Source organism: Hymenobacter sp. HSC-4F20 (genome assembly GCF_019599275.1).
GTDB lineage: Bacteria > Bacteroidota > Bacteroidia > Cytophagales > Hymenobacteraceae > Hymenobacter.
This window is the reverse complement of the sequence record NZ_JAHZTD010000001.1, coordinates 2,095,910-2,120,061: the sequence shown is the minus strand read 5'-3', so window position 1 is coordinate 2,120,061 and position 24,152 is coordinate 2,095,910. Positions and strand designations below refer to the sequence as shown.

General features: G+C 55.7%; 23 protein-coding genes and 1 tRNA gene. 17 read left to right on the top strand and 7 right to left on the bottom strand.

Features of this window, described 5'->3' with window-relative positions:
* The first annotated feature begins 761 nt into the window (after positions 1 to 761).
* The 3 genes from K3G63_RS09055 to K3G63_RS09045 all read left to right on the top strand — a co-directional run bounded on the left by K3G63_RS09055 (position 762) and on the right by K3G63_RS09045 (position 4,835).
* Complete coding sequence (locus K3G63_RS09055) at positions 762 to 1,037, top strand: hypothetical protein (RefSeq protein ID WP_220613711.1); 276 nt, start codon at positions 762 to 764, stop codon at positions 1,035 to 1,037.
* Positions 1,038 to 1,181: 144 nt separating this feature from the next.
* Positions 1,182 to 2,003, top strand: coding sequence for a GLPGLI family protein (locus K3G63_RS09050; protein ID WP_220613710.1), 822 nt, complete (start codon positions 1,182 to 1,184; stop codon positions 2,001 to 2,003).
* A gap of 135 nt (positions 2,004 to 2,138) precedes the next feature.
* The gene (locus K3G63_RS09045; RefSeq protein ID WP_220613709.1) at positions 2,139 to 4,835 is read left to right on the top strand and encodes a carboxypeptidase-like regulatory domain-containing protein; all 2,697 of its coding nucleotides are present in this window, start codon (positions 2,139 to 2,141) and stop codon (positions 4,833 to 4,835) included.
* A 357-nt stretch (positions 4,836 to 5,192) separates the two neighbouring features.
* On the opposite strand, the gene K3G63_RS09040 is transcribed toward K3G63_RS09045, so the two are convergent.
* The 6 genes from K3G63_RS09040 to K3G63_RS09015 form a co-directional block, all read right to left on the bottom strand.
* Complete coding sequence (locus K3G63_RS09040) at positions 5,193 to 5,411, bottom strand: phage integrase SAM-like domain-containing protein (RefSeq protein WP_220613708.1); 219 nt, start codon at positions 5,409 to 5,411, stop codon at positions 5,193 to 5,195.
* A gap of 68 nt (positions 5,412 to 5,479) precedes the next feature.
* Complete coding sequence (locus tag K3G63_RS09035) at positions 5,480 to 5,809, bottom strand: hypothetical protein (protein ID WP_220613707.1); 330 nt, start codon at positions 5,807 to 5,809, stop codon at positions 5,480 to 5,482.
* A gap of 109 nt (positions 5,810 to 5,918) precedes the next feature.
* Positions 5,919 to 6,000, bottom strand: a tRNA-Leu gene (locus K3G63_RS09030).
* A gap of 25 nt (positions 6,001 to 6,025) precedes the next feature.
* Positions 6,026 to 6,562, bottom strand: coding sequence for a Fe-S protein assembly co-chaperone HscB (gene hscB, locus K3G63_RS09025; protein WP_220613706.1), 537 nt, complete (start codon positions 6,560 to 6,562; stop codon positions 6,026 to 6,028).
* 124 nt (positions 6,563 to 6,686) lie between these two features.
* Positions 6,687 to 7,001: a putative quinol monooxygenase gene (locus K3G63_RS09020; protein WP_220613705.1), complete on the bottom strand. Its 315-nt coding sequence runs from the start codon at positions 6,999 to 7,001 to the stop codon at positions 6,687 to 6,689.
* Positions 7,002 to 7,152: 151 nt separating this feature from the next.
* Positions 7,153 to 7,935 carry an S-adenosyl-l-methionine hydroxide adenosyltransferase family protein gene (locus K3G63_RS09015; RefSeq protein WP_220613704.1) on the bottom strand — a complete coding sequence of 261 codons (783 nt, stop codon included), beginning with the start codon at positions 7,933 to 7,935 and terminating at the stop codon, positions 7,153 to 7,155.
* Positions 7,936 to 8,122: 187 nt separating this feature from the next.
* Here K3G63_RS09015 and K3G63_RS09010 point away from each other — a divergent pair, with 187 nt between their 5' ends.
* The 13 genes from K3G63_RS09010 (at position 8,123) to K3G63_RS08950 (ending at position 22,485) form a co-directional block, all read left to right on the top strand.
* On the top strand, positions 8,123 to 9,229 hold the full coding sequence (locus K3G63_RS09010; protein WP_220613703.1) for a PhoH family protein: 1,107 nt from the start codon (positions 8,123 to 8,125) through the stop codon (positions 9,227 to 9,229).
* Positions 9,230 to 9,398: 169 nt separating this feature from the next.
* Positions 9,399 to 9,836 carry a GNAT family N-acetyltransferase gene (locus tag K3G63_RS09005; RefSeq protein WP_220613702.1) on the top strand — a complete coding sequence of 146 codons (438 nt, stop codon included), beginning with the start codon at positions 9,399 to 9,401 and terminating at the stop codon, positions 9,834 to 9,836.
* Between the two features lie 149 nt (positions 9,837 to 9,985).
* A complete protein-coding gene (locus K3G63_RS09000) occupies positions 9,986 to 12,223 on the top strand; it encodes a ComEC/Rec2 family competence protein (RefSeq protein WP_220613701.1) in 2,238 nt (745 codons plus the stop codon).
* A gap of 177 nt (positions 12,224 to 12,400) precedes the next feature.
* Positions 12,401 to 13,213, top strand: coding sequence for an enoyl-CoA hydratase/isomerase family protein (locus K3G63_RS08995; RefSeq protein ID WP_220613700.1), 813 nt, complete (start codon positions 12,401 to 12,403; stop codon positions 13,211 to 13,213).
* Positions 13,214 to 13,398: 185 nt separating this feature from the next.
* Positions 13,399 to 13,899, top strand: a complete 501-nt coding sequence (locus K3G63_RS08990) for a sterol desaturase family protein (RefSeq protein ID WP_220613699.1) — start codon at positions 13,399 to 13,401, stop codon at positions 13,897 to 13,899.
* A 27-nt stretch (positions 13,900 to 13,926) separates the two neighbouring features.
* Positions 13,927 to 14,853 (top strand): MerR family transcriptional regulator, encoded by a 927-nt coding sequence (locus tag K3G63_RS08985; protein ID WP_220613698.1) that lies wholly within the window; start codon positions 13,927 to 13,929, stop codon positions 14,851 to 14,853.
* 296 nt (positions 14,854 to 15,149) lie between these two features.
* Positions 15,150 to 15,665 (top strand): sigma-70 family RNA polymerase sigma factor, encoded by a 516-nt coding sequence (locus K3G63_RS08980; protein WP_088843003.1) that lies wholly within the window; start codon positions 15,150 to 15,152, stop codon positions 15,663 to 15,665.
* 219 nt (positions 15,666 to 15,884) lie between these two features.
* Entirely contained in the window at positions 15,885 to 17,366 is a 1,482-nt protein-coding gene (locus K3G63_RS08975; protein WP_259404317.1) for an NAD(P)/FAD-dependent oxidoreductase, read from the top strand.
* A 97-nt stretch (positions 17,367 to 17,463) separates the two neighbouring features.
* Positions 17,464 to 18,306, top strand: coding sequence for a phytoene/squalene synthase family protein (locus K3G63_RS08970; protein WP_220613697.1), 843 nt, complete (start codon positions 17,464 to 17,466; stop codon positions 18,304 to 18,306).
* A gap of 80 nt (positions 18,307 to 18,386) precedes the next feature.
* Complete coding sequence (locus K3G63_RS08965; RefSeq protein WP_220613696.1) at positions 18,387 to 18,914, top strand: hypothetical protein; 528 nt, start codon at positions 18,387 to 18,389, stop codon at positions 18,912 to 18,914.
* 317 nt (positions 18,915 to 19,231) lie between these two features.
* Complete coding sequence (locus K3G63_RS08960; protein WP_220613695.1) at positions 19,232 to 20,431, top strand: carboxypeptidase-like regulatory domain-containing protein; 1,200 nt, start codon at positions 19,232 to 19,234, stop codon at positions 20,429 to 20,431.
* A gap of 385 nt (positions 20,432 to 20,816) precedes the next feature.
* On the top strand, positions 20,817 to 21,665 hold the full coding sequence (locus tag K3G63_RS08955; RefSeq protein ID WP_220613694.1) for a 4-hydroxy-3-methylbut-2-enyl diphosphate reductase: 849 nt from the start codon (positions 20,817 to 20,819) through the stop codon (positions 21,663 to 21,665).
* A 67-nt stretch (positions 21,666 to 21,732) separates the two neighbouring features.
* Complete coding sequence (locus K3G63_RS08950; RefSeq protein WP_220613693.1) at positions 21,733 to 22,485, top strand: fatty acid desaturase; 753 nt, start codon at positions 21,733 to 21,735, stop codon at positions 22,483 to 22,485.
* A gap of 49 nt (positions 22,486 to 22,534) precedes the next feature.
* On the opposite strand, the gene K3G63_RS08945 is transcribed toward K3G63_RS08950, so the two are convergent.
* Entirely contained in the window at positions 22,535 to 23,272 is a 738-nt protein-coding gene (locus tag K3G63_RS08945) for a LytTR family DNA-binding domain-containing protein (protein ID WP_220613692.1), read from the bottom strand.
* A gap of 272 nt (positions 23,273 to 23,544) precedes the next feature.
* Between K3G63_RS08945 and K3G63_RS08940 the strand changes: the two genes are divergently transcribed.
* Positions 23,545 to 24,114, top strand: a complete 570-nt coding sequence (locus tag K3G63_RS08940; protein ID WP_220613691.1) for a hypothetical protein — start codon at positions 23,545 to 23,547, stop codon at positions 24,112 to 24,114.
* Positions 24,115 to 24,152 lie beyond the last annotated feature (38 nt).

Genomic DNA, 24,152 nt, shown 5'->3' with positions numbered 1-24,152 from the left:
CTGAACTTCAGCTGTGGATTTATATAACTTTTTTATATTTAGGTATTATACAAAGATGAAATGTCACAATTTGTCCCTGCAAACCTGGCTTAAATCACGTCAGCAATTATAAAACAACCTTACAGTCTTTCTGAGGACACTCAAGGATAGTCTGCCTCACGGAGATTAGGGAAAAGAGGATTATATCCTTGTCACAATACTCCAATGATCGGCCTTTCTGGCTGTAAGTATTCATGCCACCTTTGAGTATTAAGAATCCCGAGTGTCATTCAGTTTATCCTTTTTCAGTATCCATCATGAAAAATCTTTTCAAAACTATTGCTCTCACCTGTGCCTTAGGGCTGGTGAGTCCGCCCATGTTTGCTACTGGCTCGGACTTATCGTCGCGTATACCAGCAGTCACTCCCGTCAGTTCAGCAGCTCCCACGCTCAGGTTGCTGGCCCCAATCAAGACGACCGTGGTGTCCTCCTTTCAGTGCACTGCGACCGCAACTGTCGAGGTAAGTGGCACCAAAGTGGTGCTAACGGCTACCGCAGCCAGCTGTGGCGAAGCCGCAGGCATGCTGTTAGAGCAGATATACGGCTACTAGACTCGGCTTTGCTCCTTGGCGCCTCCTCTGGCAGTGGGTCATAGAACGCCTGAGCGCCTGATTGGCGGCAGGCTAAGTGGAGCAACAACTAGCCTTACTGAAGAAAGGCGGTAGCTGAAAAGCCTTTAACAGAGTAAGCACATTTCATTATCCCATTCAATCCTATCACGCATGAAGAATCTTTGCAAAATTGCTATTACGGGCTTAGTACTAGCCTTCTCAACTGTTTCCATGTCAGCCTCTGCTGCTGCGCCACTGCGGGCAAAAGCCCCACTAACTCAAACGCAGTCGGCTTCTGCCCTTGAAAATCTGCAAGTCGAGTTTAATGCCCTTAATGAATGCACGGCTACTGCGTCTGTGGAAGTTTCCGGCGTAAAAGTGGAACTCTCTGCTACGGCTCCTACGTGTGCCGAGGCTGTGAAAATGCTGCTGGCAGTTGTTCATTAATCGTCCCGCCCGGTGTGGCACTCTATCGCTAATTAGCGCTTTGCGCAGCCACCACGTTGCCGTTTAGGTGAGGTTCCTGTTACTCTTTCATAGTAGCAGGAACCTTATTTTATTATTCCACCAGCTTTCTATACTTCTGGTACTATGCTGTCATTTTTCCCCTGTTTCCATCGTCACCTGCTGACTGGGTTTCTCTTGCTGGGAGCGATAATGGGCTTTCTGCCTAGCTGGGCCCAGGAAACTCCTGCCTTAAAAACGAAGAAGGCTTCCACCACCCAAGCTCCCCTGGGAAGCGTCATTTACAAACAAAAGATGGGTACCGGCACGGGAGGAGACCCGGTTGGTACTTTGGTGTTTAATAGCACCAAGTCGCTCTATTACTACGAGAGAAAGGATGTTGTGCAGGCTTCGAAAAAGCTGGAGCAGCGCAGTGAAAACGAGTATGTGCTGGACATAAAAGACCAGGAAGGCTATACTGTATTCCGGGATAATACCGCCAAGACGTTAACCAGCCGGTCTTTTATCTATTTTATCAGTCAGTACGTGGTAGTGGAAGAGGCCACTCCCACGTTCTCTTGGCAGATCACCAACGAAACGAAAACGATGGCCAATCACTTGGTGCAAAAGGCCACCACCTCCTTTCGTGGCCGCCAGTATACGGCCTGGTTTGCCCCTGATATTCCAGTAAACCTGGGGCCATGGAAATTCGCAGGATTGCCTGGCTTAATTCTTCAGGTAGCGGATCAACAAGGTGAATTTACCTTCGAGGCTGCTTCTATTGATTTGCCCGCCAAAGTACTTACCCCACTGATTGCTCCCACGCAGGGCCGCAAGGTTATTGGGTGGGAGGCATACCGTAAGCTAGTGCAATCCAGCGCAGATAACTGGGTGAAATCCATTCAAGCGCGGGGCCCTGGCATGAATGCCAAAGCCAATCTGCAAGACTGGATTGAAGTGATGAACTAACCCCAGAGATGCCTGACGACAGCTGGTACTGCTTGCCCAGGTATCCTGCGGCTTTAGGCCGAAAAAGCATGCATAACGGAATGGATCCAGTAGCAGAAGCACTGCATGTTTTTACGAACAACTTCATCTTGGTACTTGCACACGGCCCTGCTGACCCTACTGATAGCAATGTGGCTGGGGGGGGGCGTGCGGGTGCAGGCTCAAGTAACCATGTCCATTCATGGGCGGGTAACGGATAGCTTGCAGGCTCCTTTGCCGGGGGTTTCAGTTTACATCACCACGCAAAAAAGCTTAGTGGGCCTTGTGTACGTCGCGACCGATCAGGACGGGACGTATTCCTGCGCCTTCCCAGCCCGGCCGGGAGATACCGTAAATGTGCACCTGCGTATGATCGGCTTTAAGCCCGTGGTTCAAGCCGTGGCCGTGCCAGCGCAGGCTAACCTGCGCTACAATTTCGTCCTGCTGCCTTACTCTACGCTTATCAACGAAGTAATAATTCATGGCACCCGGCCGCGAATTGCGTTCAACGACACGACCACGTTCCAGGCCAAGGACTTTACCGCCGGCACCCCCACTACCCTAGAAGGAGTACTACGAAATGTGCCCGGATTCCTCGTCTCGCCCGAGGGCATTATCACCTATAAAGGCACGACCATTTCGGGGATCTACATCGAAGGTGAGAACCTAACGGGCTCCAATTACCAGCGTATCGCGCACAACTTAGATGCCACGTTAGTTGATAAAATTCAGCCCATTGAGCATTTCGTGGAAAACAAGCTGCTCGGCGGTTTGGTGCGCTCAGAAACCACGGTGCTTAATATTACCATTCCTGAGGATCGTAAAAACAACCTCTTTGGAAACGCCTCCCTGGAAGTGGGTCTTACGGGGCGGCGTAACCTGGCAGCAAATGTCTTTTCCTATCGCCCGAAGAACAAGCTGTATTTTATTGGGGCCAGCAACAACATCGGCCTTAATCAAGATCCCGTGGCAGCCTCGCTGACGAATCCAAGTGGCGTCGGATTAAAAGCCAGTGTTCGGACCCTCCACCCCCTGTTGCCTGACCCGGTGCTGGTTTCATCTACTTTCCGTCCGGATTTATCGAATTTGAACAATGAACATACGGGTGGGCTAATTAATGTCTTTAAGCCCAGTGTGCGATGTAAAATCCTAACGGATATTTCCTACTACAGCAATACTACTCAGCAACAACTCGAGAACTTAACCCGCTACCTGCTGGCCCCCCTTGATTCTTCTTTCTTGCGCTTGCAGGAGAACACCCAGCTTAAAAAACAGCTGCGAAGCGCCCACATGCGCAACAACCTGTTTGCCGTGTTGGGGGAGAAATCTAATCTGACGTATGAAAACCGATTAGATATTACCCGCTCGCGAACGAGCAGCCAGCTAGAGTTAGAAACCCAGACAGCACAACAATCTATTTCGGAGATTATTCTTCAAGGGTACCGCAACACTCCGGTACGATTTGGCCAGAACTTACTGGTTACCAAACGGCTGAATGCCACTGCGGCGCTACAGGGGCAACTACTGCACACCTATGATGAAGTGGGAGCCAACCTAGGAGTTAGCTCCACGCTGCCAGCGCGCTTCGCTGAGCTAGTGGCAGATTCGTTGAGCAATCAGGCCGATCAGCGCACCGTGGTCAAGCAAACGGCTATAAGCGGTGAGCTCGAATACTTTAAGACCGCCCCCGCCATCAACTACTCTGCCGTTGTAGGGTTTGACTATTCCTATGCGGCCTTAGCTACGCTGTTCGCTGGCAGCGGGGAAGAACCCTTGTCGCGCATGCAAGAAAACCGAATTTCTCTGTCACAAAACCGGGCGTACGCCAAACTGAAGCTGGATAAAACGTTTCATAAGTTTAGTACGACGGGCGAAATAGCCTTGGTTCAAGCAAGCAATCAAGCGAATGGGCTGGGTGTGAGGACCCAATACTCTACTTTTCCTACCTTGTCACTTATTGCGCGCTATCGATTTGATATTAAATCACTTCTGGGGCTGAGTTATAGCCTTGAGCGGAGCTTTTCCAACGCCCATAACTTGTTACCCCAAGAAGTTCTAACGGATTACCGTTCCTTTTACCGGGGCTTGCCGGCAGTGGTAGAGCAAGAAAAGCATACACTTAACGCAACGTATACTTATGTTGACAATCTAACGCTGTCTGAACTGCAGGCTTCCGTAGCCGTGGGCTTGGCGCGGAACTCGTTTGGTCAGGCTTCTGAGGTCAGCGAGTATACCACCACCACGGCCTGGTTTGTGGCGCCCGATACTAGAAATGCCAGCTTTCAAGTAAAGGCTTCCAAGTTTATCAAGTCACTTTCCTTGCGTGCTCAGATGGAAAGCACCAATACCTACGTAGAATCGTATAGTTACCTGGGTAATTCTTCTTTACGCTTCAATAGATTTTTAATGTACAAGAATAGCGTAAAGCTCGGAACCGCTTTTTCCGGGCCGGTTAATGTCTACGTAGGCGGGAGCTTTATTCACAACACCCTGCTAGTTCAAAGCATAGAACAGGAGCTCAGGGTGAGTAATAGCCGCTGGCAAGCAGACTATCAACTCGTTTTTCAACGCCAAAAGCTGTACATAAGCCTGCAGGCAGATCAGCTCCTGATTTACAATAACCACTATACCTTTTTCGGAGGCACTGCCCGGTATAGTCCGGCAAAAGGTAAATTAGTGTATTTCCTGACGATGAAAAACCTACTGAACACGAAGTCTTTCAAGCAATTTAGCATTACCGACTTAGTTTACTCTCAGACTAGTTATGCTATAATGCCTCGGGTCACTATGCTAGGGGCAAGCTACCGGTTTTAGAGAAGGAGCCAGGCTAAAGTGAGACTTTCCCTTCGTAGACCGCAGCTGTGGTGGGTCTGCCTAGTGTACGTGTGGCTGAGGCACCCGATGCTGCACCTACTGCACCAACAGCAAATTATACTACGACTTAGACCAAAGTAGAAGACTGACTATAGGCTTTACCGGCTCCATTGTGTAAGTGATATCGGAGTTCTTATCAGAAAAAATCAATAAAAGACTTACTAATATAACTACCCAGTAAAAGTTAAACCATTGGCCTTAAAGGTGCAAATCCAATTAAGTGAGGTGGCATAGACGATTGAGAATATTAATTACTCTTGCTACAAGTCTCTTTGCGGGCCAGAGCTAGGTACGCTTTTACATCCCGGTGCCGGCCCCAGCCGTATTCACCGCCCGAACGTGCTGCACCAGGTGCGCGCGCCAGTCCTCGACGAGCTGAGGGCTGAGGTCATAGAACGGAATCGACTTGCGGAACCGCTTCACCTCCCGCAGGGTGCTGGTGTGGTTTTTCCTCGTGGATTCCTTGATTTTCTTCTTCCGGAACCGCTCGATGATTTTGGCCTCCATCCAAGCCACGAAGTCGTTGCTGCTCTCCTCCGTATTGAAGGCGTAGAGAAAGCCGTCCCGGGTAAGGTTCTTCTTACTCAGGTAGTGCTGGGTGAATATGCCGTTGGCTTTGGCCGGCCCTGACCGATGATGAGGGTGTAGGCCTCCGCCCGCGCAGCCAGGAGTTCCTGGGTGCCCCCGGCCCAGATCTGGGCGGCCGTCAGCAGCTGGTCGTAGCCAGCCGGCCGCTGGGCCTTGGGCAGCGCCGCGAGACACTGGCCATGCTGCGCATCGAACAACTCCGGAAACCAGGTGATACCCAGCTTGACGGGAATAATCTTTCGTCGAATAATTACCTGCAGCCGCACCAGGCAGGTTCCATCTTTTCGGGCCGGGGTGCGCCGAACGACGTTGGCGGAAAATATCATGGGTAAACAAATGGGGTGCGCCGAAATGGAGAAAGCCCGAAAACCGCCCTTCCAGTTTTGCTGGAAAAGCCGTTTTCGGGCTGATGCGAGGGTTTCCTACCCCTCTAAGTACCCAGAGCCGGGGTCGAACCGGCACACCTTGCGGTATTGGTGTTTGAGACCAACGCGTCTACCGATTCCGCCATCTGGGCATTTCATGCCGCTCGTGTCGGTAACTCACGAACGGGTAGCAAACTTAGCCAGACTTTCGCGAATGCGCAAGAGGTAGCGTTTTTTCAGATAATAGGTGCGCACTTGCTCCAATGCTCGAGGACGGGCATCCTGGGGCAGCATGTCGTAGCCAGCCAGCACTGGTTCAATGCCGGCTTCCAAGGTGTCTGTCAGGGCGTTGACTTCACTTTCCACGCGCTCGGCAACGGCCGAATCGGGCTCGAATTCCAGCTCCATAAGCTGTTCATTTAGCTCCATAACTTCCATTAAAAAATCCGGAGGAAGCTCCTGTTTGCCCTCTTCCAATAAGCCATGTCGGCTTAAAATGTACGCCATCCGCTGGTCAGCATCCGAAAGGGTGCGGTAGGCGTTGGTGTTTAGCGTGGCCAACTGCAGAATTTCTTGCTGGCGCTCGGTACTTTCGGTGGCGTGGAAATCAGGGTGGTATTCGCGGCTGAGGGCGTAGTATCGGCGCTTAAGGGCTGCTTCGTCGGGCCGGAAGGTTTCGGGAAGGTCGTAGAATTCGAAGTAGTCAGGCGTCATGGTCGGGAAAGGAGGCGTTTTTTCACGCAGGATATTGACTCCTACGAAAACCGAGCAGGTATAGGTCGCTTAGTATCTCCTTGAATATGGGGTGAAACGAAGGGTAGGAGAGGAATGTCCCCGCTTACGCCAGATCTGCTGGCAGGCTGGCAGCATCTACCTGATGAACAGAAAATGCGACTGGTGCAGCTGCGAATAAGGTTTTGGTAGCCGGCCATACCTGCCCAAACAATTCAGAGCGGCGGTAAGCATTCAAGGCATCGGCGGAGTCCCAGCGGCTGTGCGTGCAGAACACATTGGGCTCATCAGCATCTTGCCACAGCTCCAGAAACCGGCATCCCGGCATGTGCCGAATCTGCTGCTCCGAATCCCGGAAGATCTGAAGAAATTCTGGTACCCGTTCTGGAATAAAGGTCATGCGCACAATTCGGGTCAACATGGAGCTAGGGCAAGAGTGGAAGCATAGTAACTGAACAGCAAAAACAACGACGAGAGCCTGCCAGGCTGTCATCTTTCACTTAACATAATAAATAAATAAGATTTAAAATTCATTGTACAGGCCTGTAGGGGCATTTTCAGGGTGGGGTAGGCTAAGAAATATCATCCAGTGGAAACCGGACATCAACCTGCGAATCAAAGTGCAGCCCGAGCAGCTCCGAGGCGTTGCCCTGGTTGACCCCGATGCAGAGCTGGTCGTTGCTATTGAAGATGCACACGGCCTCGCCGGGGGAGGTAGCCTGAAAGTGCGGGACGATTTCGCGTACAGTTTCGCGGGCAAAGTGGATGGTGCAGGGGCGGCTCCGGCCAATAACTTCCACGGCTGTGCGGGTAATGTCGGTGACAAGGTTGCCGTAGTGGTCTACGTGCACCACGTGGCCGGTAATGCGGTTGTCCTGCAGGCGAAGCTGACGGTTCAGCAACTGATAGACCTCTGTTACCGGCGAGCCGAGTGCGGTAAGGGCTTCTCCCTGGGCCAAACGCACGGCAGCGGGAGCCAGCAGGTCGCGGGTGGGCGAGGGGGTAGGAGCTTGGCCGGCACCGAGGGTTACTAGCTCCTCCGGCTTTCCGTCGCAGAGCAGGGGCAAGAGGCCGTTATCGGCCGCTACAAAGTAGTGCCCCCGGAAGCGCGCTGCGTACCAAGCGGCACGGGACGAGCCCAGGTCGTTTACGCCAATCAGGTGTACCGTGCCCACTGGGAAATCGTGGTAGACGGAGCTGAGCACGTGCAGGGCGTGGGCAATGTTAAACGGCTCGATGCCGTGCGTGATATCTACCACCGGCACCTGCGGAGCCAGCTGCAGAATCCGCGCCTTGACGGCCGCTACATAATGGTCGCGGTATCCAAAGTCAGACAGAAACGTTATCAAGCCCATGACCGGAAATTCGGAGTTATTCGTACTATTGCCAGGACCCCTGCGGGGGCGGCAAAAGTAGGCGTTTTGCCGCGAATCGGTAGCAGCAACGATTCGTAGGTTTTTGCTGTTATCACCTGCAGGAGGCTCCGTGGGCTGCGGCTCACCCGTTCTTTTCCTTTCCTTTCGTGCTTAAATTCCCTTTAGTTTGGTCGAGAAAGTCATCACGCTTGAGAATGTGTCCCTGGTAGAATTCCTCGGACCGGATAATCAAAATATTCGTCAGTTGGCAGCTGCCTTCCCGGGTAGCAAGATCATTTCCCGCGGCAACGAAATCAAAATTCAAGGCCAAACGGCCGTCATTAGCCGCATCAACGAAATTTTGTCGGCTCTGCTGGAGCACTATCACCAGTACGGCCAGATTACCGATAAAACCGTGAGCCAGTACCTCTCGTCTTCGGATGAGGACCAGCAGGACCGAATGCTGGCGGCCTCGCCCGACGTGATTCTGTTCGGGGCGAAAGGCGGCGTTATCAAGGCCAAAACGGCCAACCAGCAGCGCTTGGTAGATGCCGTGCTCCGCAACGACCTGGTGTTTGCGCTGGGGCCGGCCGGTACGGGTAAAACCTATATTTCGGTGGCCTTGGCCGTGCGGGCCCTCAAAAACAAAGAGGTCAAGAAAATCATCATTTCGCGCCCCGTGGTAGAAGCCGGCGAAAGCCTCGGGTTTCTACCCGGCGACATGAAGGAGAAAGTAGACCCCTACCTGCGCCCGATCTACGACGCGCTGGAAGACATGCTGCCGCCCGAGAAGTTTAAGTTCTACCTCGAAAACAAGACCATTGAAATTGCGCCGCTGGCTTACATGCGGGGCCGGACGCTGAACAATGCCTTCGTGCTCCTGGATGAGGCCCAGAACACTACTCCCAGCCAGCTCAAGATGTTCCTGACCCGCATGGGCCCGAACGCCAAGGTGATGGTAAACGGTGACCGTAGCCAGATTGACCTCCCTACCAAGCAGAAATCGGGTCTGATTCAGGCCCTGGACATTCTGCGCGATGTGAAAGACATTGGCTTCGTGGAAATGACTTCGGAGGACGTGGTGCGTCACCGGTTGGTGAAGCAGATTGTGCAGGCCTACGACAAGTTTGATGTGCAGCAGCAGAAGGAGCAGGCCAACCGTCCGCCCCGGGAGTACCAGCAGTCCTACCGCCGGCGCCAGGATGAAGTTGCTCACCATGACCCCGGTAAGCACCCGGACGCTCGTCGAGAAGACGACGGTACCCGCGACCTACCCGTAAACCACGAGCAATAAGGCAGGCGCAAGCTAGCCTGAGCCAAGTAATGTTGATACCAGCAACAACAGCCGCCAGCAAGGTGGCTGTTGTTGTTTTAGGCAAAGGCGAAGCGGAGTTGCTACCTTCGTCCGGAAACCAAGCGCGTCGGCGACGGCCACGCCTGTACTACCCTAGAATACCGCCGCAATGCAGGTAAACCGCATTTCCTCTCCCCAGTCGCCCGACCTCGATGATGCACTGGCTGTTCGCCATACCGTGTTTGTGGTGGGCCAAAACGTACCCGCCGACCTGGAAAACGACGCGCACGACCGCACCGATGCTACCCACTACCTGGCCCGTGCTACTGATGGCACACCCTGCGGCGCGGCCCGTTGGCGCGTTACGGAAAAGGGCGTGAAGCTGGAGCGCTTTGCCGTGCTGGAAGCGTACCGGAATCAGCAGGTAGGCGCGGCGCTGTTAGCGGCCGTTGTGCAGGATGTGCGGGCCAGCCATCCGGAAGCTACCGTGTACCTGAATGCCCAACTGCCCGCCGTGCGCTTCTATGAACGACACGGATTTGAGAAAGTAGGGGAGCTGTTTACGGAAGCCAACATTGCGCACTACACCATGAAGCTGAAACGATAGGTATCTTTTCAAATGCTTTGCTACGCGCCCTGCTTTCTGCCCGGAGAGCAGGGCATTCTTTTGCTGTTTGGCTTATTTTCTTCATTTTGACTACCCGATAGAAGCGAGCTACTACCTCCGCAATACGTATCAGCTAGTTACCGTGACGTATGGAAATCAAATGGGCCCCGAATGCCTTCGTGCGGCTGACTCTGCCCCTTATGGCAGGTATCTTAACGTACCTATACGCGGGCGAAAGTTTGCCTGACCTGCTGCCCATGGTGGTAGTAGTAGCAGCAGTGTTTGTCGGTGTACAGATGTGGGCGGCCCGGCGGCCGGACCCAGCGGCTACGGATGCGGCGGGTCTGCTGGCCGTAGCTACGCTCTACCTAGCTGGCGCGGCCTTAACCCAGCAAGCCACTGAAAGCCGCGCCCCGGACCACCTCTACCGCTTCGGGAGCCACGTGGAGTTTTACCGGGCCGTAGTAGACGACTATATCGTGGTGCGACCCGCCACCTACGCCACCACCGTCCGCGTATCGGCGGTGCGGGTAGCCGGCAAGTGGCAGCCAGCGCGGGGTGGCATCCGGGTAAGTATTCCGCGCGAAGCGGGGGTAGCCGCGCCCCAGTACGGCGACGTGTGGCTGGTGCGCGGCGCACCGGCCCCCAGCAAGCCGCCCCTCAATCCTGGCGAGTTCGACTACCGCCGCTACCTGCAGTACCACCAGGTATACCATCAGCAGTTCATTCACCCCGACCAGTACCAGAAAATTGCCGTGGACCCGCCCAGTTGGGTGCGGGCCGTGGCCATGCGGGCGGCGCGGGTGCTGGACGGGGTGTTTCGCCAGTACGTGCACGCCAAGCGCGAATATGCCCTGGCTTCGGCGTTGGTGCTGGGGATGAAGGATGACGTGGACCAGCAGACCAGGCAGGCCTACGCCAACACCGGCACTACCCACATCATGGCGGTATCGGGGTTGCAAGTAGGGCTGCTGTTTGGGGCCGTTACGTGGCTGCTGGGTCGGCTACCGGGCCGGCGCGGGCCGTGGTTCCGGCTGCTGACGGCGCTGCTGGGGCTGGCTACTATCTGGAGCTACGCCTTCCTGACAGGGCTTTCGGCTTCGGTGCTGCGGGCCGCCGTGATGTTTTCGTTTATCATTGCGGGACGGGCCAGCGGGCGGCAAACGTCCATGTATAACCTGCTGGCGGTGGCGGCTTTTTGCCTGCTTTGCTACGACCCCTACCTGCTCTGCGACGTAGGATTTCAGCTGTCCTTTTTAGCTGTGCTCAGCATTGTGTACCTGCAGCCCCGCATTGGCCGCTGGCTGCAGCCCAAGCAGTACTTTCTGGGCCGGCAGCGCCCCTGGCAGCCGAAGGCCGTACAGAAGGGCTGGCAATGGCTGGGCATAGGCGGGGAGTACGTTTGGCAGGCCACGGCTCTGTCGTTGGCGGCGCAGGTGGCCACGTTTCCGCTGGGCCTGTTCTATTTCCATCAGTTCCCGCTCAGCTTTCTGTTCTCCAACCTGGTAGCCGTTCCTATTTCCAGCTTGGCCGTGTACGTAGGCCTGGGGCTGCTGGCCCTGAAAGGACTAGCAGCGGTAGGCGGCCTGATTTCAGCGGAAGCAGCAGCGGTGCTGGATTGGCTTCCGCGACTAGTCGCGTGGCTATTTGAAAAGCTGATTCTGGCCTTCAATGAATATATTTTCTGGATTGGCAAGGCTATGCCCGGTGCCCTCATGTCGGGCATTCACGTTACGGCGCCGCAAGTAGGGCTGATTTTCGCCACACTTCTGACCCTGCTCGTGTTTTTCCGGCTGCGTAGCTTGCCGTGGCTGGCGGCTGCCTGTGCGCTGCTGGGCGTATTAGCCGGAAGCCGGGTGTGGGCGGCCCGGCGGCTGGCCCCCGATGCGCGGCTCCTCATCTACAGCATCCCGCGCCGCTCCGTAGTGGGCTTCTGGCAGGGCGCGGCGGCCGACGTGGTAACCGTTGACTCGCTGCCTCTCTCCGAAACCGAGCGCACCTACCGCATTGTGCCTGGCAGCATTCAGCGGGAAGCCCGGCGGGTACGCCACTGGATTGGCTGGCGCGGCTGCTCCGTGCCGGCGCAAGTAGCCGAGCCGGGCCTGACGCTAACTGCCTGGCGCGGCGTACGGGTAGCTTTTGTGAGCAGCCGGCTGAGTGGAGCCCGCTACCCTCTGCCCGGGGCGCAGGCCGTGGTGTTGCGGCATAATGCCCGGGTAAAGCCCGCGGAACTGGCAGCTGTGTTTGGCACCCAAGCCCCAATTATCTTTGACTCTTCGTGCAAAAGTTGGTACGTGGCCCGGCAGGATTCTGCGTTGCAGTTGGCTGGTTTTCAGACCTATGACGTAACAACGCGCGGGGCGTTTACCGTCTTGGCTGGACCGTAGGCAGCGTGAGCTGCAATGGTGGCCGAAACTTACGGGGGCCTCCCTACGCTATAGCATGTAGAGTAGCACCAATTTTGTTAGGTTTGGTTTTCACGTCCTTCTGCTGTGACTAGTGCTGAGAGGTAGTAGTCAGTAGCCTGAGGTCTTTCTTCTCACCGATCTGCAACGCCCCGGACTATGGAAAACATGGCCACTCAGGAACTGGAAGACCTCCGCTTCATCCGCTATGAGGCGCACGACTCCATTGGATATATTACCCTCAACCGCCCGGAAAAGCGCAACGCCCTGAGCGCCGATGTTGTGACGGAACTCAAGCAGGCTTTTGAGTATGCGGAAGAAGATGAGTCCTGCAAAGTAATCGTGCTGCGGGCCGAAGGGGACGTTTTCTGCGCGGGTGCCGATCTTACCTACATCCAGGAGCTGCAGGGCTTTGGCTATACGGATAACCTCGCCGACTCCACCCACCTCATGCAGCTCTTTCACCAGATTTACACCCTTAAGAAGGTCGTAATCGGGCAGGTGCAAGGACATGCTCTAGCCGGGGGCTGCGGCTTGGCTACTATCTGCGACTTTGCTTTTGCTGTGCCGGAGGCCAAGTTTGGCTATACGGAAGTCAAGATTGGCTTTCTGCCGGCTATTGTGAGTGTATTCCTGCTGCGCAAAATCGGAGAGGCCCGTACCAAGCAGTTGCTCCTCACTGGCGACGTAGTGTCGGCGCAGCTGGCCCTCGATTTTGGCTTGGTGAACTACTTGGTGCCCCAGGCTGAGCTTGCCAGCCGGGTGTATCAGTTTGCCCGCCGCCTGTGCACCGAAAACTCGGCGCAGAGCATGGAAACTACCAAAGAAATGCTGGCCCGTATCCCCGAAATGCCGCTGGAAGACAGCCTGCGCTACGCCGCTCGCATGAACGCCGAGGCCCGGACCTCCGACGATTGTCGCCGGGGGATTGCGGCCTTTCTGGCCAAAGAAAAAATCACGTGGGAAAACTAAGGTCAGCTTGCTGCCAGCAGCACCGTGTCTTAAATCACAACAGCCGCCCTCCTCAGGGCGGCTGTTGTGATTTATGGCCCGCGCACTGAGTCCGCTGATGGTTTAATCAGCTGTTTGACGGAAGATTAGTAACTTTCTTCCTGCAAATTTTTCAAACTTCTCAAGAATACGGCGGTTAGAACCTTATGACAACGCTGGCAGCCGTAGCCGTTACCACGGCTACCTTTTTAGGAATGGAGTTCGTGGCCTGGTTTATGCACCGGTTTGTGCTGCACGGGCCACTGTGGTTTTTGCACCGCTCGCATCATGTGCGGCACCCGCACCGCTTAGAGCGCAACGACTTCTTTTTCCTGTTTTACGGCTCGTTGTCTATGTTGCTGATTGTCTATGGCTCCGACGCCAAGGACTTCCGGTTTTGGATGGGAGTAGGTATTGCAGCCTACGGCACGCTCTACTTTTTCGTGCACGACGTGCTCATTCACGGCCGGTTGCGGTTCTGGCGCAAGTCGCGCAATACCTACCTGCGCGCCCTGAACATGGCCCACAAGATGCACCACAAAACCACCGGCCGCGACGGCTCGGAGGAGTTCGGGCTGCTGTGGGTGTCACCGAAATATTTTGCCCTCGCGCTGCGCCGCCCCGCTCCAACGCGGGTATTACGGGCGCGGTCTGATGCGGCAGCTTAAGCATTAGTTGAGAGGGAGAACTGTACCGTGGGACATTTTTCGATTAGCGACCTGGAGCAGCTATCCGGCATCAAGGCGCACACCATCCGCATCTGGGAGCAGCGCTACGGCATTTTGCGGCCCGTGCGCACGGCTACCAACATCCGCATGTACTGCGACGATGACCTGCGGCGTCTGCTGAATGTGGCCACGCTCTGCAACCGCGGCTACCGCATCTCGCAGGTAGCCAAGCTCAGTGAGCAGGAGCTAGTAAAAGCCGTCATTTCCTGCGACAATGAATCGCATAACTACTGTCAGCAGGTGAACGGCTTGCTGGCGGCCATGCTGGAAATGGATGAGCTGCAGCTTACCCAACTGCTTAACCGGGCCATTCAGCAAAGCGGCTTCGAGCAGGCTATTTTGCACGTGGCTTACCCATTTCTGCAGCGTATTGGCGTTATGTGGCAAACGGGCACGGTAAACCCGGCCCAGGAACACCTAGTTACCAACCTGCTCCGGCAGAAGCTGCTGGCTGCCACCGATGCTCTTGCCCCCGTGCAGCCCGCCACGGCCCGGCGCTGGGTGCTGTTCCTGCCCGAAGGCGAGATGCATGAGCTGGCACTGCTCTTTATGAACTACATCCTGCGGGCCCGGGGCCACCATGTTCTGTATCTGGGGCAGAACTTGCCGGTGTCGGAGCTGAAAGCGGTGTGTACGGCTTACCAGCCTTACGCCGCGCTTACCGTGCTGACCGCAGTGCCGGAACGTGATGAGGTACAGGATTTTGTGAATGAGCTGCACCGGACCTGCCCCGATATCACGCTGTTTCTCTATGGCCCGCTGGCGCAGTTAAGCTTCAAAATGCCCGCCAATGCGGTCCGCCTGCGTTTAATTACTGATTTTATTGCTTTGGCTGAGGGCATCTGCGCCTGCGCCTGCGACCGGAAGGTGGAGCTTCCGCTGGAAGCTTCATAAAAGCTTAACCGATTCTTGTTCAACCAAGCCGCCGCCCGGCCGTAGGAGTAACATCCATTCGGCCGGGCGTTTGCGTAGGTCAGGATAGGGTTTCTGATAGGCAACAGGGGTAGCAAATCTCTTTCTGAGTAGAAGAGGAGTTACTTGCTTATGCATTGATTATCAGATATATAGTACGAATTAGCTGGTTTTTGCGGCGGGAGAGGGCAGAAAGAAAAATAAATTAATGTAGGTACTGATACTCTCAGATACGCTCGTATATTTGTTTAACTTTTTGCCACGAAAAGCTAAACAGTATGACCTCTTTGGAATTCACCAACCAAGTACAGAAGATTTCTTACTCTCTAAAGCCCGTGGCGATGAACCTGACCCGCGACGCCGACGATGCCAAGGACCTGGTGCAGGAAACCTTGCTGAAAGCGCTGCTGAACAAGGACAAGTTCAAGGCGGGCACCAACCTGAAGGCGTGGTTGTACACCATCATGCGCAACACCTTCATTAACAACTACAATAAGATTACCAAGCGTAACAGCAATATTGATAGCACGGAGTATTTCCAATATTTTAATACCGACGAAAATTACATTACGCACAACGGTGCCACTTCCGATTTCGTAGTAACAGATATCAACGAAGCCATTGCCGGCCTTTCCGCTGACTACCGGACTCCGTTTATGATGTATTACATCGGGTACAAGTACTTGGAAATTGCGGAAAAGCTGCAGATTCCGATTGGAACCGTTAAAAACCGTATTCACATCGCCCGCAAAGAGTTAAAGCAGGCGTTGAAGACATACGCCCCCGGCGTGTAGGGAATAGGGAGAGAGTACAGACCCGCCCCGGGCGTATCGCGGGCCGCGGACGACGTTTGCTTCTGGCGGCGTGGTTCGCGGCCCGTCTGTTTTTATCTCGTGGGTAAACCTGGCGCTGCCTGAAACATATGGCCAGTTACACAGTATGTACTACGCCCCGCCGCCCGCTATCCGAATAGTTCTCACCTTCGCGCTCATACCCTGCCAATCCTGCTCAGCTTGACCACCGCTACTTCTAAACACGTCATCGTTATCGGGGCAGGCTTTGCCGGGCTGGCCGCCGCCACCTCCCTGGCCCAGCGGGGCTACCGCGTAACCATCCTGGAAAAAAACGAAGGTCCGGGTGGCCGGGCGCGGGTATTCCGCGCCGAGGGCTTCACCTTCGACATGGGTCCGAGCTGGTACTGGATGCCCGATATTTTCGAGCAGTATTTTGCCCGGTTTGGTAAGAAGGTAGCCGACTACTACCAGCTGGTGCGCCTCGACCCCTCGTATCAGGTAATATTTCAGGGCGCTGAAGCCGTAGACATCCCGGCGGGCATGCCGGAGTTGCGGGCCTTGTTTGAACGCTATGAACCCGGTAGTGCGGCCCGCCTCGATGAGTTTCTGCGACAGGCGGCTTATAAGTACAAGGTAGGCATCGGCAAATTTGTGCACATGCCCGGCCGCTCCCTGCTGGAATTTATGGACCCGCGGCTGGTGATAGATGCCGTGCGCCTGGATTTGCTGCAGAGCATGCACCAGCACGTGCGCAAGTTTTTCAAAAACCCGCGGCTGCTGGAGCTGGTAGAATTCCCGATTCTGTTCCTGGGAGCTACCTCCGAGAATACGCCGGCCCTGTATTCGCTGATGAACTACGCCGACCTGGCCCTGGGCACCTGGTATCCCCTGGGAGGTATGCACAAAATTGTGGAGGGTATGGTGCAACTGGCCCAGGAGCGCGGTGTACAGATCGAATACAGCACGCCGGTGCAGCAGATTATAGTGGAGCGGGGCCGCGCCACGGGCGTGCAAACCGCTGCCGGTTTCCGGCCGGCCGACGTGGTAGTAGCCGGCGCCGACTACCACCACGCCGAGCAGCACCTGCTAGCCCCGGAGTGGCGTCACTACGACGAGAACTACTGGGACTCGCGCACCCTGGCGCCCTCCTCGTTGCTGTTCTACGTGGGCGTCAGCAAGCGGCTGCCGAAGCTGCGCCACCACAACCTGTTTTTCGACGAGGATTTCAGCCTGCATGCCCAGGAGATTTACGAGGACCCGAAGTGGCCCAGCCGACCGCTGTTCTACGTCTCGGCACCTTCCCAAACCGACCCCTCCGTTGCGCCCGAAGGCTGCGAAAACCTGTTTCTGCTGATTCCGGTAGCGCCTGATCTGCCCGACCCCGAGGCCACCCGGGAACACTACTATCACCTGATTATGGAACGGCTGGAACGGCACTGTGGGACCAGTATCCGCGACGCTGTGGTGTACAAGCGCAGCTACGCCCACCAGGATTTCGTGCAGGACTACCATAGCTACAAGGGCAATGCGTACGGACTGGCCAATACGCTACGGCAAACGGCTATTTTAAAGCCCGCCCTCAAAAGCAACAAGGTGAAGAATCTGTATTTTACCGGTCAGCTTACGGTACCGGGGCCGGGGGTACCCCCTTCCCTGATATCGGGACAGGTAGTAGCCGGCGAAATCGAAAAAGAAAACTGAGCAGTATATATACTGCTGTACGACACGCTTTGCGTTCCGTGAGCGGTTTGGCCGTTGCGGCGCATATACACTCCAGGTAGCCAAACCCGTTAGTCTGTTGGATCACGTTGCTCTTTTTACCGAAACCAGCCGGGCGTGTAGCAAGCTGATTACCAAGCGCTACAGCACCTCCTTCACCCTGGGCATCCGCACGCTCGACCGCCGGTTTCACTTGCCGGTATACTCGGTCTATGGCTTTGTGCGCTGGGCCGATGAGATTGTGGATACCTTTCATGCCTACGATAAGCCGGCACTGTTTCAGGATTTCAAGCGGCAAACCTACGAGGCCCTGGAGCTGCGGCTGAGTCTGAACCCGGTGCTGCACGCCTTCCAGGATGTGGTGCATCAGTACGGCATCGACCGGGAGTTTATTGATGCTTTTCTCTACAGCATGGAAATGGACCTTGATGACCGGAGCTATAATCAGTCCTTGTACGAGAAATATATCTACGGCTCGGCAGAGGTAGTGGGGCTGATGTGTCTGCGTATTTTCTGCGAGGGCGACGCGACCATGTTCCAGCGGCTGCGGGAGCCGGCCCGCCGTCTGGGCTCCGCTTTCCAGAAAATTAATTTCCTGCGCGACATCCGCTCCGACTACGAGGAGCGGGGCCGCGTGTACTTCCCGGGGGTGCAGTACGAGCGGTTCACCGACGACGTAAAACGCGCCATAGAAACCGACATCCGGGCCGATTTTGAGGCCGGTTACGCGGGTATTGTGCAGCTGCCGCGCGCGGCCCGCCTGGGCGTGTACCTGGCCTACGTGTACTACCTCAAGCTCTTCCATAAGATTCGGCAATTGCCCGCCGAGCGTATCCTAGGCGAGCGGGTGCGCGTACCTAACAACACGAAGCTGCTGCTGCTGCTGGGCTCCTACTTCCGTTACCGGCTGGCACGGGTGTAGGGCACCGGCCACCAAGCCCGGATTTTATCAGCAACTTTGCAGCGGGTTGTCTCTGTGTAGTTGTCTGATTTCTATGCCGCATGAAGCTAGTTTCCTTTCTTATTCTTACGTCCTTTCTGACCTTCGCCACTCCCGTGTCTACTGAAGCCAATCCGTACTCCGTAATCCACCTGCGCCGCCAGTATCAGCAGGCGGCTACCAGCAAAGAAGCAGGGGAGAAGTTCTACCAGCTGATGGCGGCTTACACCCAGCAAGATGCTGTGGTACTGGCCTACAAAGCCGCCGCTGAAGCCATCCGGGCCCGCGACGCCTCCATGTTCAACAAGCTGACCTACGTGCAGAATGCCAGCAAGCTGTTTGAGCAAGCCGTTAAGCTTGATTCCGACAACGCCGAAATTCGTTTTCTACGCCTAAGCGTGGAAAGCAACCTGCCGGGTTTCCTGGGTCTGAGCCCGCACGTGGAGGAAGACCGGCAGTTTCTGGTAAGCACTCTGCTACGCCACCCTAACTCCGGTTTGGACGCGGAATCGTTCGGGCTGGTGCGCACGTTCCTGGTTGATCGGGGCCACGTTTCGGATGCCGAGGCGCAGAAGCTCCGGCAACTGTAGCTTGTCCAGGATGTAGTTTTGTTTGTATGAAAGCTCCTGCCTGGCAGGAGCTTTTTCGTTCCTGCTCCTGGAGTAGACCCCGGCAAAACGACAGACCGAGGTGGTGGGCGTCGCCGCCTTGCCAGGGTTTGAGGACCAGAGGCTTAGGGCAAGGCTAGGGCGCCAAGTAAAGCAGGGCCTGAGTTTCTGGCACGTTTTGAGTAGCTCGCAGGTGGTAGAAAATTCTAGTTTCAGGACATCAAAAGCGCAGGGTGCACGTTTGTAAGGCACCCAAGCTGCCTCCCGCCGCTATTCCCCTTTACTTTCCTCTCCGCCGAATGAAACATGTGTTAACCCTGACGCTAGCCCTGGCTACTGCTTCGCTGGCTCAGGCTCAGCAGCTTACTATTAAAGGCAAAGTGCTGGACGAGCAGCGCCGGCCCGTGCCCTATGCCAGCGTAGGGCAGCTCAACAATGAGCCTGGCACGGCTACCAACGAAGCCGGCGAGTTTAGCCTGCGCGTAGCTAGCCTACCCCGGAAAATAACCGTTATCAGCCTGGGCTACGCTCCCACTACAGTCGACGTTAAGTCGGCCACGGAGCCGCTAGTAATTTCTTTGAGTGCCAGTACGGTAGCCCTGCCGGAAGTGCGGGTGCGCAACCCGGAGCAGGTGGCCAGTGAGCTGGTGAAGCGGGCCTATGCCAAGCTGGCCCGGCACCAGCGCCAAGAGCAGTATGGCAAGGCATTTTACCGGCAGAAGCAGCGGCATAACGGCACTTACTCGGAGTTTTTGGATGCTTTCTACGACGTGCGCTTCACCAGCCAGGGGGTGGGCGGCTGGCAACTGGAGCAAGCCCGGTATGCTACCGCGGCCGAGGATACGGGCGTAGATATGACCAACTTCTCGGCTGCCGTGCGCCTCATTCCGGTGTTCGAGCCCAAGCCCAGCCGCCGCACCCTGGCTGTGCCATTAAGCCCCCTGGCCGAGAAGCAGTTTAAGTTTCAGCTACGGGAAATCCTGCAGGATAAGGGCCAGCAAACGGCGGTTATTGACTACACGCCGCGGCTGGACTTAAACCAGCCGGCCACCTTCGGCACCCTGTATCTGGATATGGAGTCGGCGGCCCTCCGGCGTGTGGAGAGCAATGTGCCCATCGGCAGCCTGATGTCGTTGCAGTTCTCGGAGGGTACTACGCTCTCGTCCCAAAGCTTTCGAATGGTCACGGATTTCAGCCCCGTCGCGGATTCACTAAGTCGTCTGCAGGCTATCCGGGCCGAGCAAACTATTGTGCTCAGCTACCAGGGCAAGCCTGACACGACCAGTATCAGCGGCAACCTGTTCTTTTATCAGCACACAGCCAAGCCAGCTGCCAAAGGCTACAAAACAACGGGCGTAAATTACAACGACCTCAAGCAGGCCATGAAGCAGAACTACAATGCCAAGTTCTGGCGCGACCGTGAAATTCTGCGGGCCAGCCCGGTGGAAGAGCAGGTAATCCGGGACCTGGAGCGGCGTAAAGCGTTTGGCTCTTTTTAAATGCATTAAGAGGAAGGCTGAGCTTTTGCACCTAGCAACGTACGGGGTGCAAAAGCTCCCCTTTATTAGCTTAGCCTCGGCCGTCAAAACCCACCAAGGCCAAGCCTACGTACGTACACTTGCGGGCAGGCTTCGCTGGCAGAGCCGTATTGCCTTTGGGAGCGTATAGGGCCTTGGCTGGTCAAGCCACCTGAAGGTAGCTGTAGGAGTCCGCTTCCGGTCCCGCACTGTCGGCAACGGCGGGAGTGCCAGTTTATTAACTTTCCGGCGACAGCCTTTGTTGTTATGCCAGACCAGCAGCCACTAGGACAGAAAGAATGCTAAACGCCTCGTATCTTCTGCCCGTTGTAACCTTCTGGTCAACTCGACAGTTTGTCTGTTCGTTATGCCGTACCACCTGAGCGTCCGTATCGACCCCAATTCCGGCTTTTGTTTCGGCGTAATCTATGCTATTCAGATGGCCGAAGACTTGCTCGATGAACAAGGCTACCTGTATTGCCTGGGCGACATTGTGCACAATGACGAAGAAGTGGAGCGCCTGGAGCAGCGGGGCCTGCGCATCATTAACTACGAAGAGCTAGCCCAGCTGCGCAACGAAGCCGTCCTGATTCGGGCCCACGGCGAGCCCCCGAGCACTTACCAGATGGCCATGGAAAATAACCTGACCCTGATTGATGCCTCGTGCCCGGTGGTGCTTAAGCTCCAAAACCGCATTAAGAGCAGTTACGACCGCCAGGACCGGATTTTTATTTACGGCAAGCATGGGCATGCCGAGGTGCGCGGTCTGCTGGGACAAACCAGCGGCGAGGCAGTGGTATTCGAGAATCTGGAGGAATTACTGCGCCACGAGCTACCCGCCAACATCACGCTCTACAGCCAAACTACCAAGAGCACGAACTCCTTCTACCGCATCAAAGACGAGCTGGAGCAGCGCGGCTATCTGGTAAACGCCAACGACACCATCTGCCGGCAGGTAAGCAACCGCGACAAGGACCTGCGCAAGTTTGCCGCCCAGTTTGATCAGGTAGTGTTCGTATCGGGCACTAAAAGCTCCAATGGCAAAGTGCTCTACCAGGTGTGCAAGGAAACCAACCCGGCTACGCATTTCGTCTCCAAGGTAGAAGAGCTGTGCCCTTCCTGGTTTCAACCAGGGCAGTCAGTGGGAATTTGCGGCGCTACCAGCACTCCTATGTGGCAGATGGAGCAAGTTCGGGACGCCTTGCTTGCTATGTAACTGGGAACTGCCGTTGGGGGCACTACTTTTGGGGCCGTGCCGGCCTTTTGCCACTGTCTCTTCTTTCATGGGTACTTCCTTCGCGCCATCCTCTCCCGTTTCTGCCTCCCCGGTTCGGGTGCGGCCTACCCCGGTAGGATACAAAGGGGTAGTAGTGGCCGGACTTATTTTGCTGGCCTGGGCTACCTTGCTGGCTTACCTGCTGGCTTGGTACCACCCCAACTGGCGTAGCCCAGGCCCCTACCTGCTGGCTCTGCTGCAGATGCACCTGTACACCGGGCTTTTCATTACGGCCCACGATGCCATGCACGGCGTAGTAAGTGCCAACAAGCGCCTTAATAACGGGATTGGCTTGCTGACGGCCGGCTTGTTTGCCTTTAACTGGTTTCCCGGGATGCTGCCCAAGCATCACGCCCACCACCGGCACGTAGCCACCGACCAGGACCCGGACTTTCACGATGGGCACCATTCCAGCTTTCTGCTGTGGTTCGGGCGCTTCGCCTGGAACTACGTGACCCTGGCGCAGGTGGTACTGATGGCCCTTACTTACAATGTGCTGAAGCTGTTTTTTCCTCAGGCCAATGTCATTGCGTTCTGGATGATTCCGGCCGTGCTGGCTACTCTACAACTCTTTTATTTCGGCACCTATCTGCCCCACCGCGGTGAGCATGCCCCCGACAACCCGCATAAGTCGCGCAGCCAGTTGCGGCATCACGCGTGGGCATTTATTAGCTGCTACTTTTTTGGCTACCACTACGAGCACCACGACCAGCCCTACCTGCCATGGTGGCGGCTGTGGCGGGCCAAAGAAGCGGGCTAGACGTTAGAGGCAAACCGCTTCCGTATTCCCGCCGCCGTGACACCCCCGCTCAGTTTTGCCGCCGGATCAGGGAGCGGTTCACGATGCGCTCTGTTACCCGCTCCCGGTAGGTTTGTCCCAGGGGTAGGGCGTGGCCGCCCACTTTCACCTCCAGGTTACTTACCGAGTCGATGCGGGCAGCATTGACCAGATAGGAGCGGTGCGTGCGCACGAACAGACCAGGGGGAAGTTGCTCCTCCAGGTTCTTCAGGTTCACCAGCGTCAGGTGCGTACGGCCATCGGCGGTGTTAATTTTCGTGAAATCTTTCAGGGCCTCAATGTAAAGTACCTCCCGGTAATGCAAGCGCACGAACTGGGCGTCGGTCCGGATAAAAAAGGAGCCCCAGCCCGTCAGGGCATCGGCCTGGGCATCGGAGCCGACTGTGTTAACCCGCAGAATGCCCGCTACCTTGTTTACAGCTTTCAGAAATCGGTCCAGGGAAATAGGCTTGAGTAGAAAATCAATTACGTCGAGGTTGAAGCCCTCCATGGCGTACTGTGGGTAGGCTGTCATCAGTACTACCAGGGGCGGTTGTTGCAGGGAGCGTACCAGGTCCAGCCCGCTCAAATGGGGCATGGTAACGTCGGAGAAAAGCACTTGTACTTGGTTTTCCACTAGGTAGCGATGGGCATCCAATGGGTCAGTAAAGGCGGCTTTTACGTCCAGAATATCCGTCATTACTACGTAGGCCTGCAAAAGGTCCAGCACAAGGGGGTCATCATCTAGCAGCAGGCAAGAAATTTTCATACAACTTATTCATTCCGGGTGATAGGCTCAAGATAAAGAGATAAAATCGAATCGTCTTATAAATTATTAAAAGAAAACAATTTTAGGCAGCTGTATTTCCCTGCTGGTCTACTTTTCCAGCGCTTTACTCTACTTTAAGCCTATCACCTTTAGGGGATTATCTACCTTCTCCGTAGTAAACTAGCTGCTAAGTGCTTCTGTGGGTTGCCTGCCCTGTGTCGCGTCCTATCCTTGTCTCGCCCGTGACTGCACGCTCCGGTATCTCGTTAGCCATGAAACCCCTACCTGTTGTCCCGCCCGCCACTGCGCCCCCCGTTATTTTGGGCGTCGGCCTCACCATTGCCCACAACGAAGGCCTGCGCCGTTCTCTGCGCACAGCTTTCGGGCTGAGTACGCGCGCTATTAACCTGCGCATCGACCCCGGCATGGACCTGATTTTTCTCTGCGAAACCACGTTGCCGGGCACGCTCCCCTGTCTGGCTTCCCTAACGCATCCGGGCGTCACGACCGTAACCCTACGTGAGGCGTGCCTGACGTGGAGCCAGCCCCCTGGGCAGGCCATTGGGCGGGGTACCCCCACGCTGGGGGCCTTGGAAAGTGGTAGCTGTTTTCTGACCGCCAACGGCCGGAAAGTGCCTATTGCAACCTTCAGTCCGGAAAACATCCATTCCTCGCGCATCGAAATGGAACTGCAAGGCCAGCCTAACCTGCTGGAATTTCTGCGGGCAGAATGGTTTACCCTGGAAATATCCGGCACGAACCGGCGGCGCCTGACCCGGCCACTGGCCTTCCAGACAAGTCTGCAATTCGAAGTACGCCTAGCGCCCGCTATTACGGCTTAGTCTCCCTGCGCATAATTTCGCAGCTCTACACAACAGAA

Coding starts and splice junctions, on each gene's coding strand:
- K3G63_RS09000 (WP_220613701.1), top strand. CDS start 9,986: ATGGAAATCAAATGGGCCCCGAATGCCTTCGTGCGGCTGACTCTGCCC.
- K3G63_RS08955 (WP_220613694.1), top strand. CDS start 20,817: ATGCCGTACCACCTGAGCGTCCGTATCGACCCCAATTCCGGCTTTTGT.
- hscB (WP_220613706.1), bottom strand. CDS start 6,562: ATGACGCCTGACTACTTCGAATTCTACGACCTTCCCGAAACCTTCCGG.
- K3G63_RS09035 (WP_220613707.1), bottom strand. CDS start 5,809: ATGATATTTTCCGCCAACGTCGTTCGGCGCACCCCGGCCCGAAAAGAT.
- K3G63_RS09020 (WP_220613705.1), bottom strand. CDS start 7,001: ATGTTGACCCGAATTGTGCGCATGACCTTTATTCCAGAACGGGTACCA.
- K3G63_RS08950 (WP_220613693.1), top strand. CDS start 21,733: ATGGGTACTTCCTTCGCGCCATCCTCTCCCGTTTCTGCCTCCCCGGTT.
- K3G63_RS08945 (WP_220613692.1), bottom strand. CDS start 23,272: ATGAAAATTTCTTGCCTGCTGCTAGATGATGACCCCCTTGTGCTGGAC.
- K3G63_RS08990 (WP_220613699.1), top strand. CDS start 13,399: ATGACAACGCTGGCAGCCGTAGCCGTTACCACGGCTACCTTTTTAGGA.
- K3G63_RS08995 (WP_220613700.1), top strand. CDS start 12,401: ATGGAAAACATGGCCACTCAGGAACTGGAAGACCTCCGCTTCATCCGC.
- K3G63_RS08965 (WP_220613696.1), top strand. CDS start 18,387: ATGAAGCTAGTTTCCTTTCTTATTCTTACGTCCTTTCTGACCTTCGCC.
- K3G63_RS08940 (WP_220613691.1), top strand. CDS start 23,545: ATGAAACCCCTACCTGTTGTCCCGCCCGCCACTGCGCCCCCCGTTATT.
- K3G63_RS09015 (WP_220613704.1), bottom strand. CDS start 7,935: ATGGGCTTGATAACGTTTCTGTCTGACTTTGGATACCGCGACCATTAT.
- K3G63_RS08960 (WP_220613695.1), top strand. CDS start 19,232: ATGAAACATGTGTTAACCCTGACGCTAGCCCTGGCTACTGCTTCGCTG.
- K3G63_RS09005 (WP_220613702.1), top strand. CDS start 9,399: ATGCAGGTAAACCGCATTTCCTCTCCCCAGTCGCCCGACCTCGATGAT.
- K3G63_RS08980 (WP_088843003.1), top strand. CDS start 15,150: ATGACCTCTTTGGAATTCACCAACCAAGTACAGAAGATTTCTTACTCT.
- K3G63_RS09055 (WP_220613711.1), top strand. CDS start 762: ATGAAGAATCTTTGCAAAATTGCTATTACGGGCTTAGTACTAGCCTTC.
- K3G63_RS09050 (WP_220613710.1), top strand. CDS start 1,182: ATGCTGTCATTTTTCCCCTGTTTCCATCGTCACCTGCTGACTGGGTTT.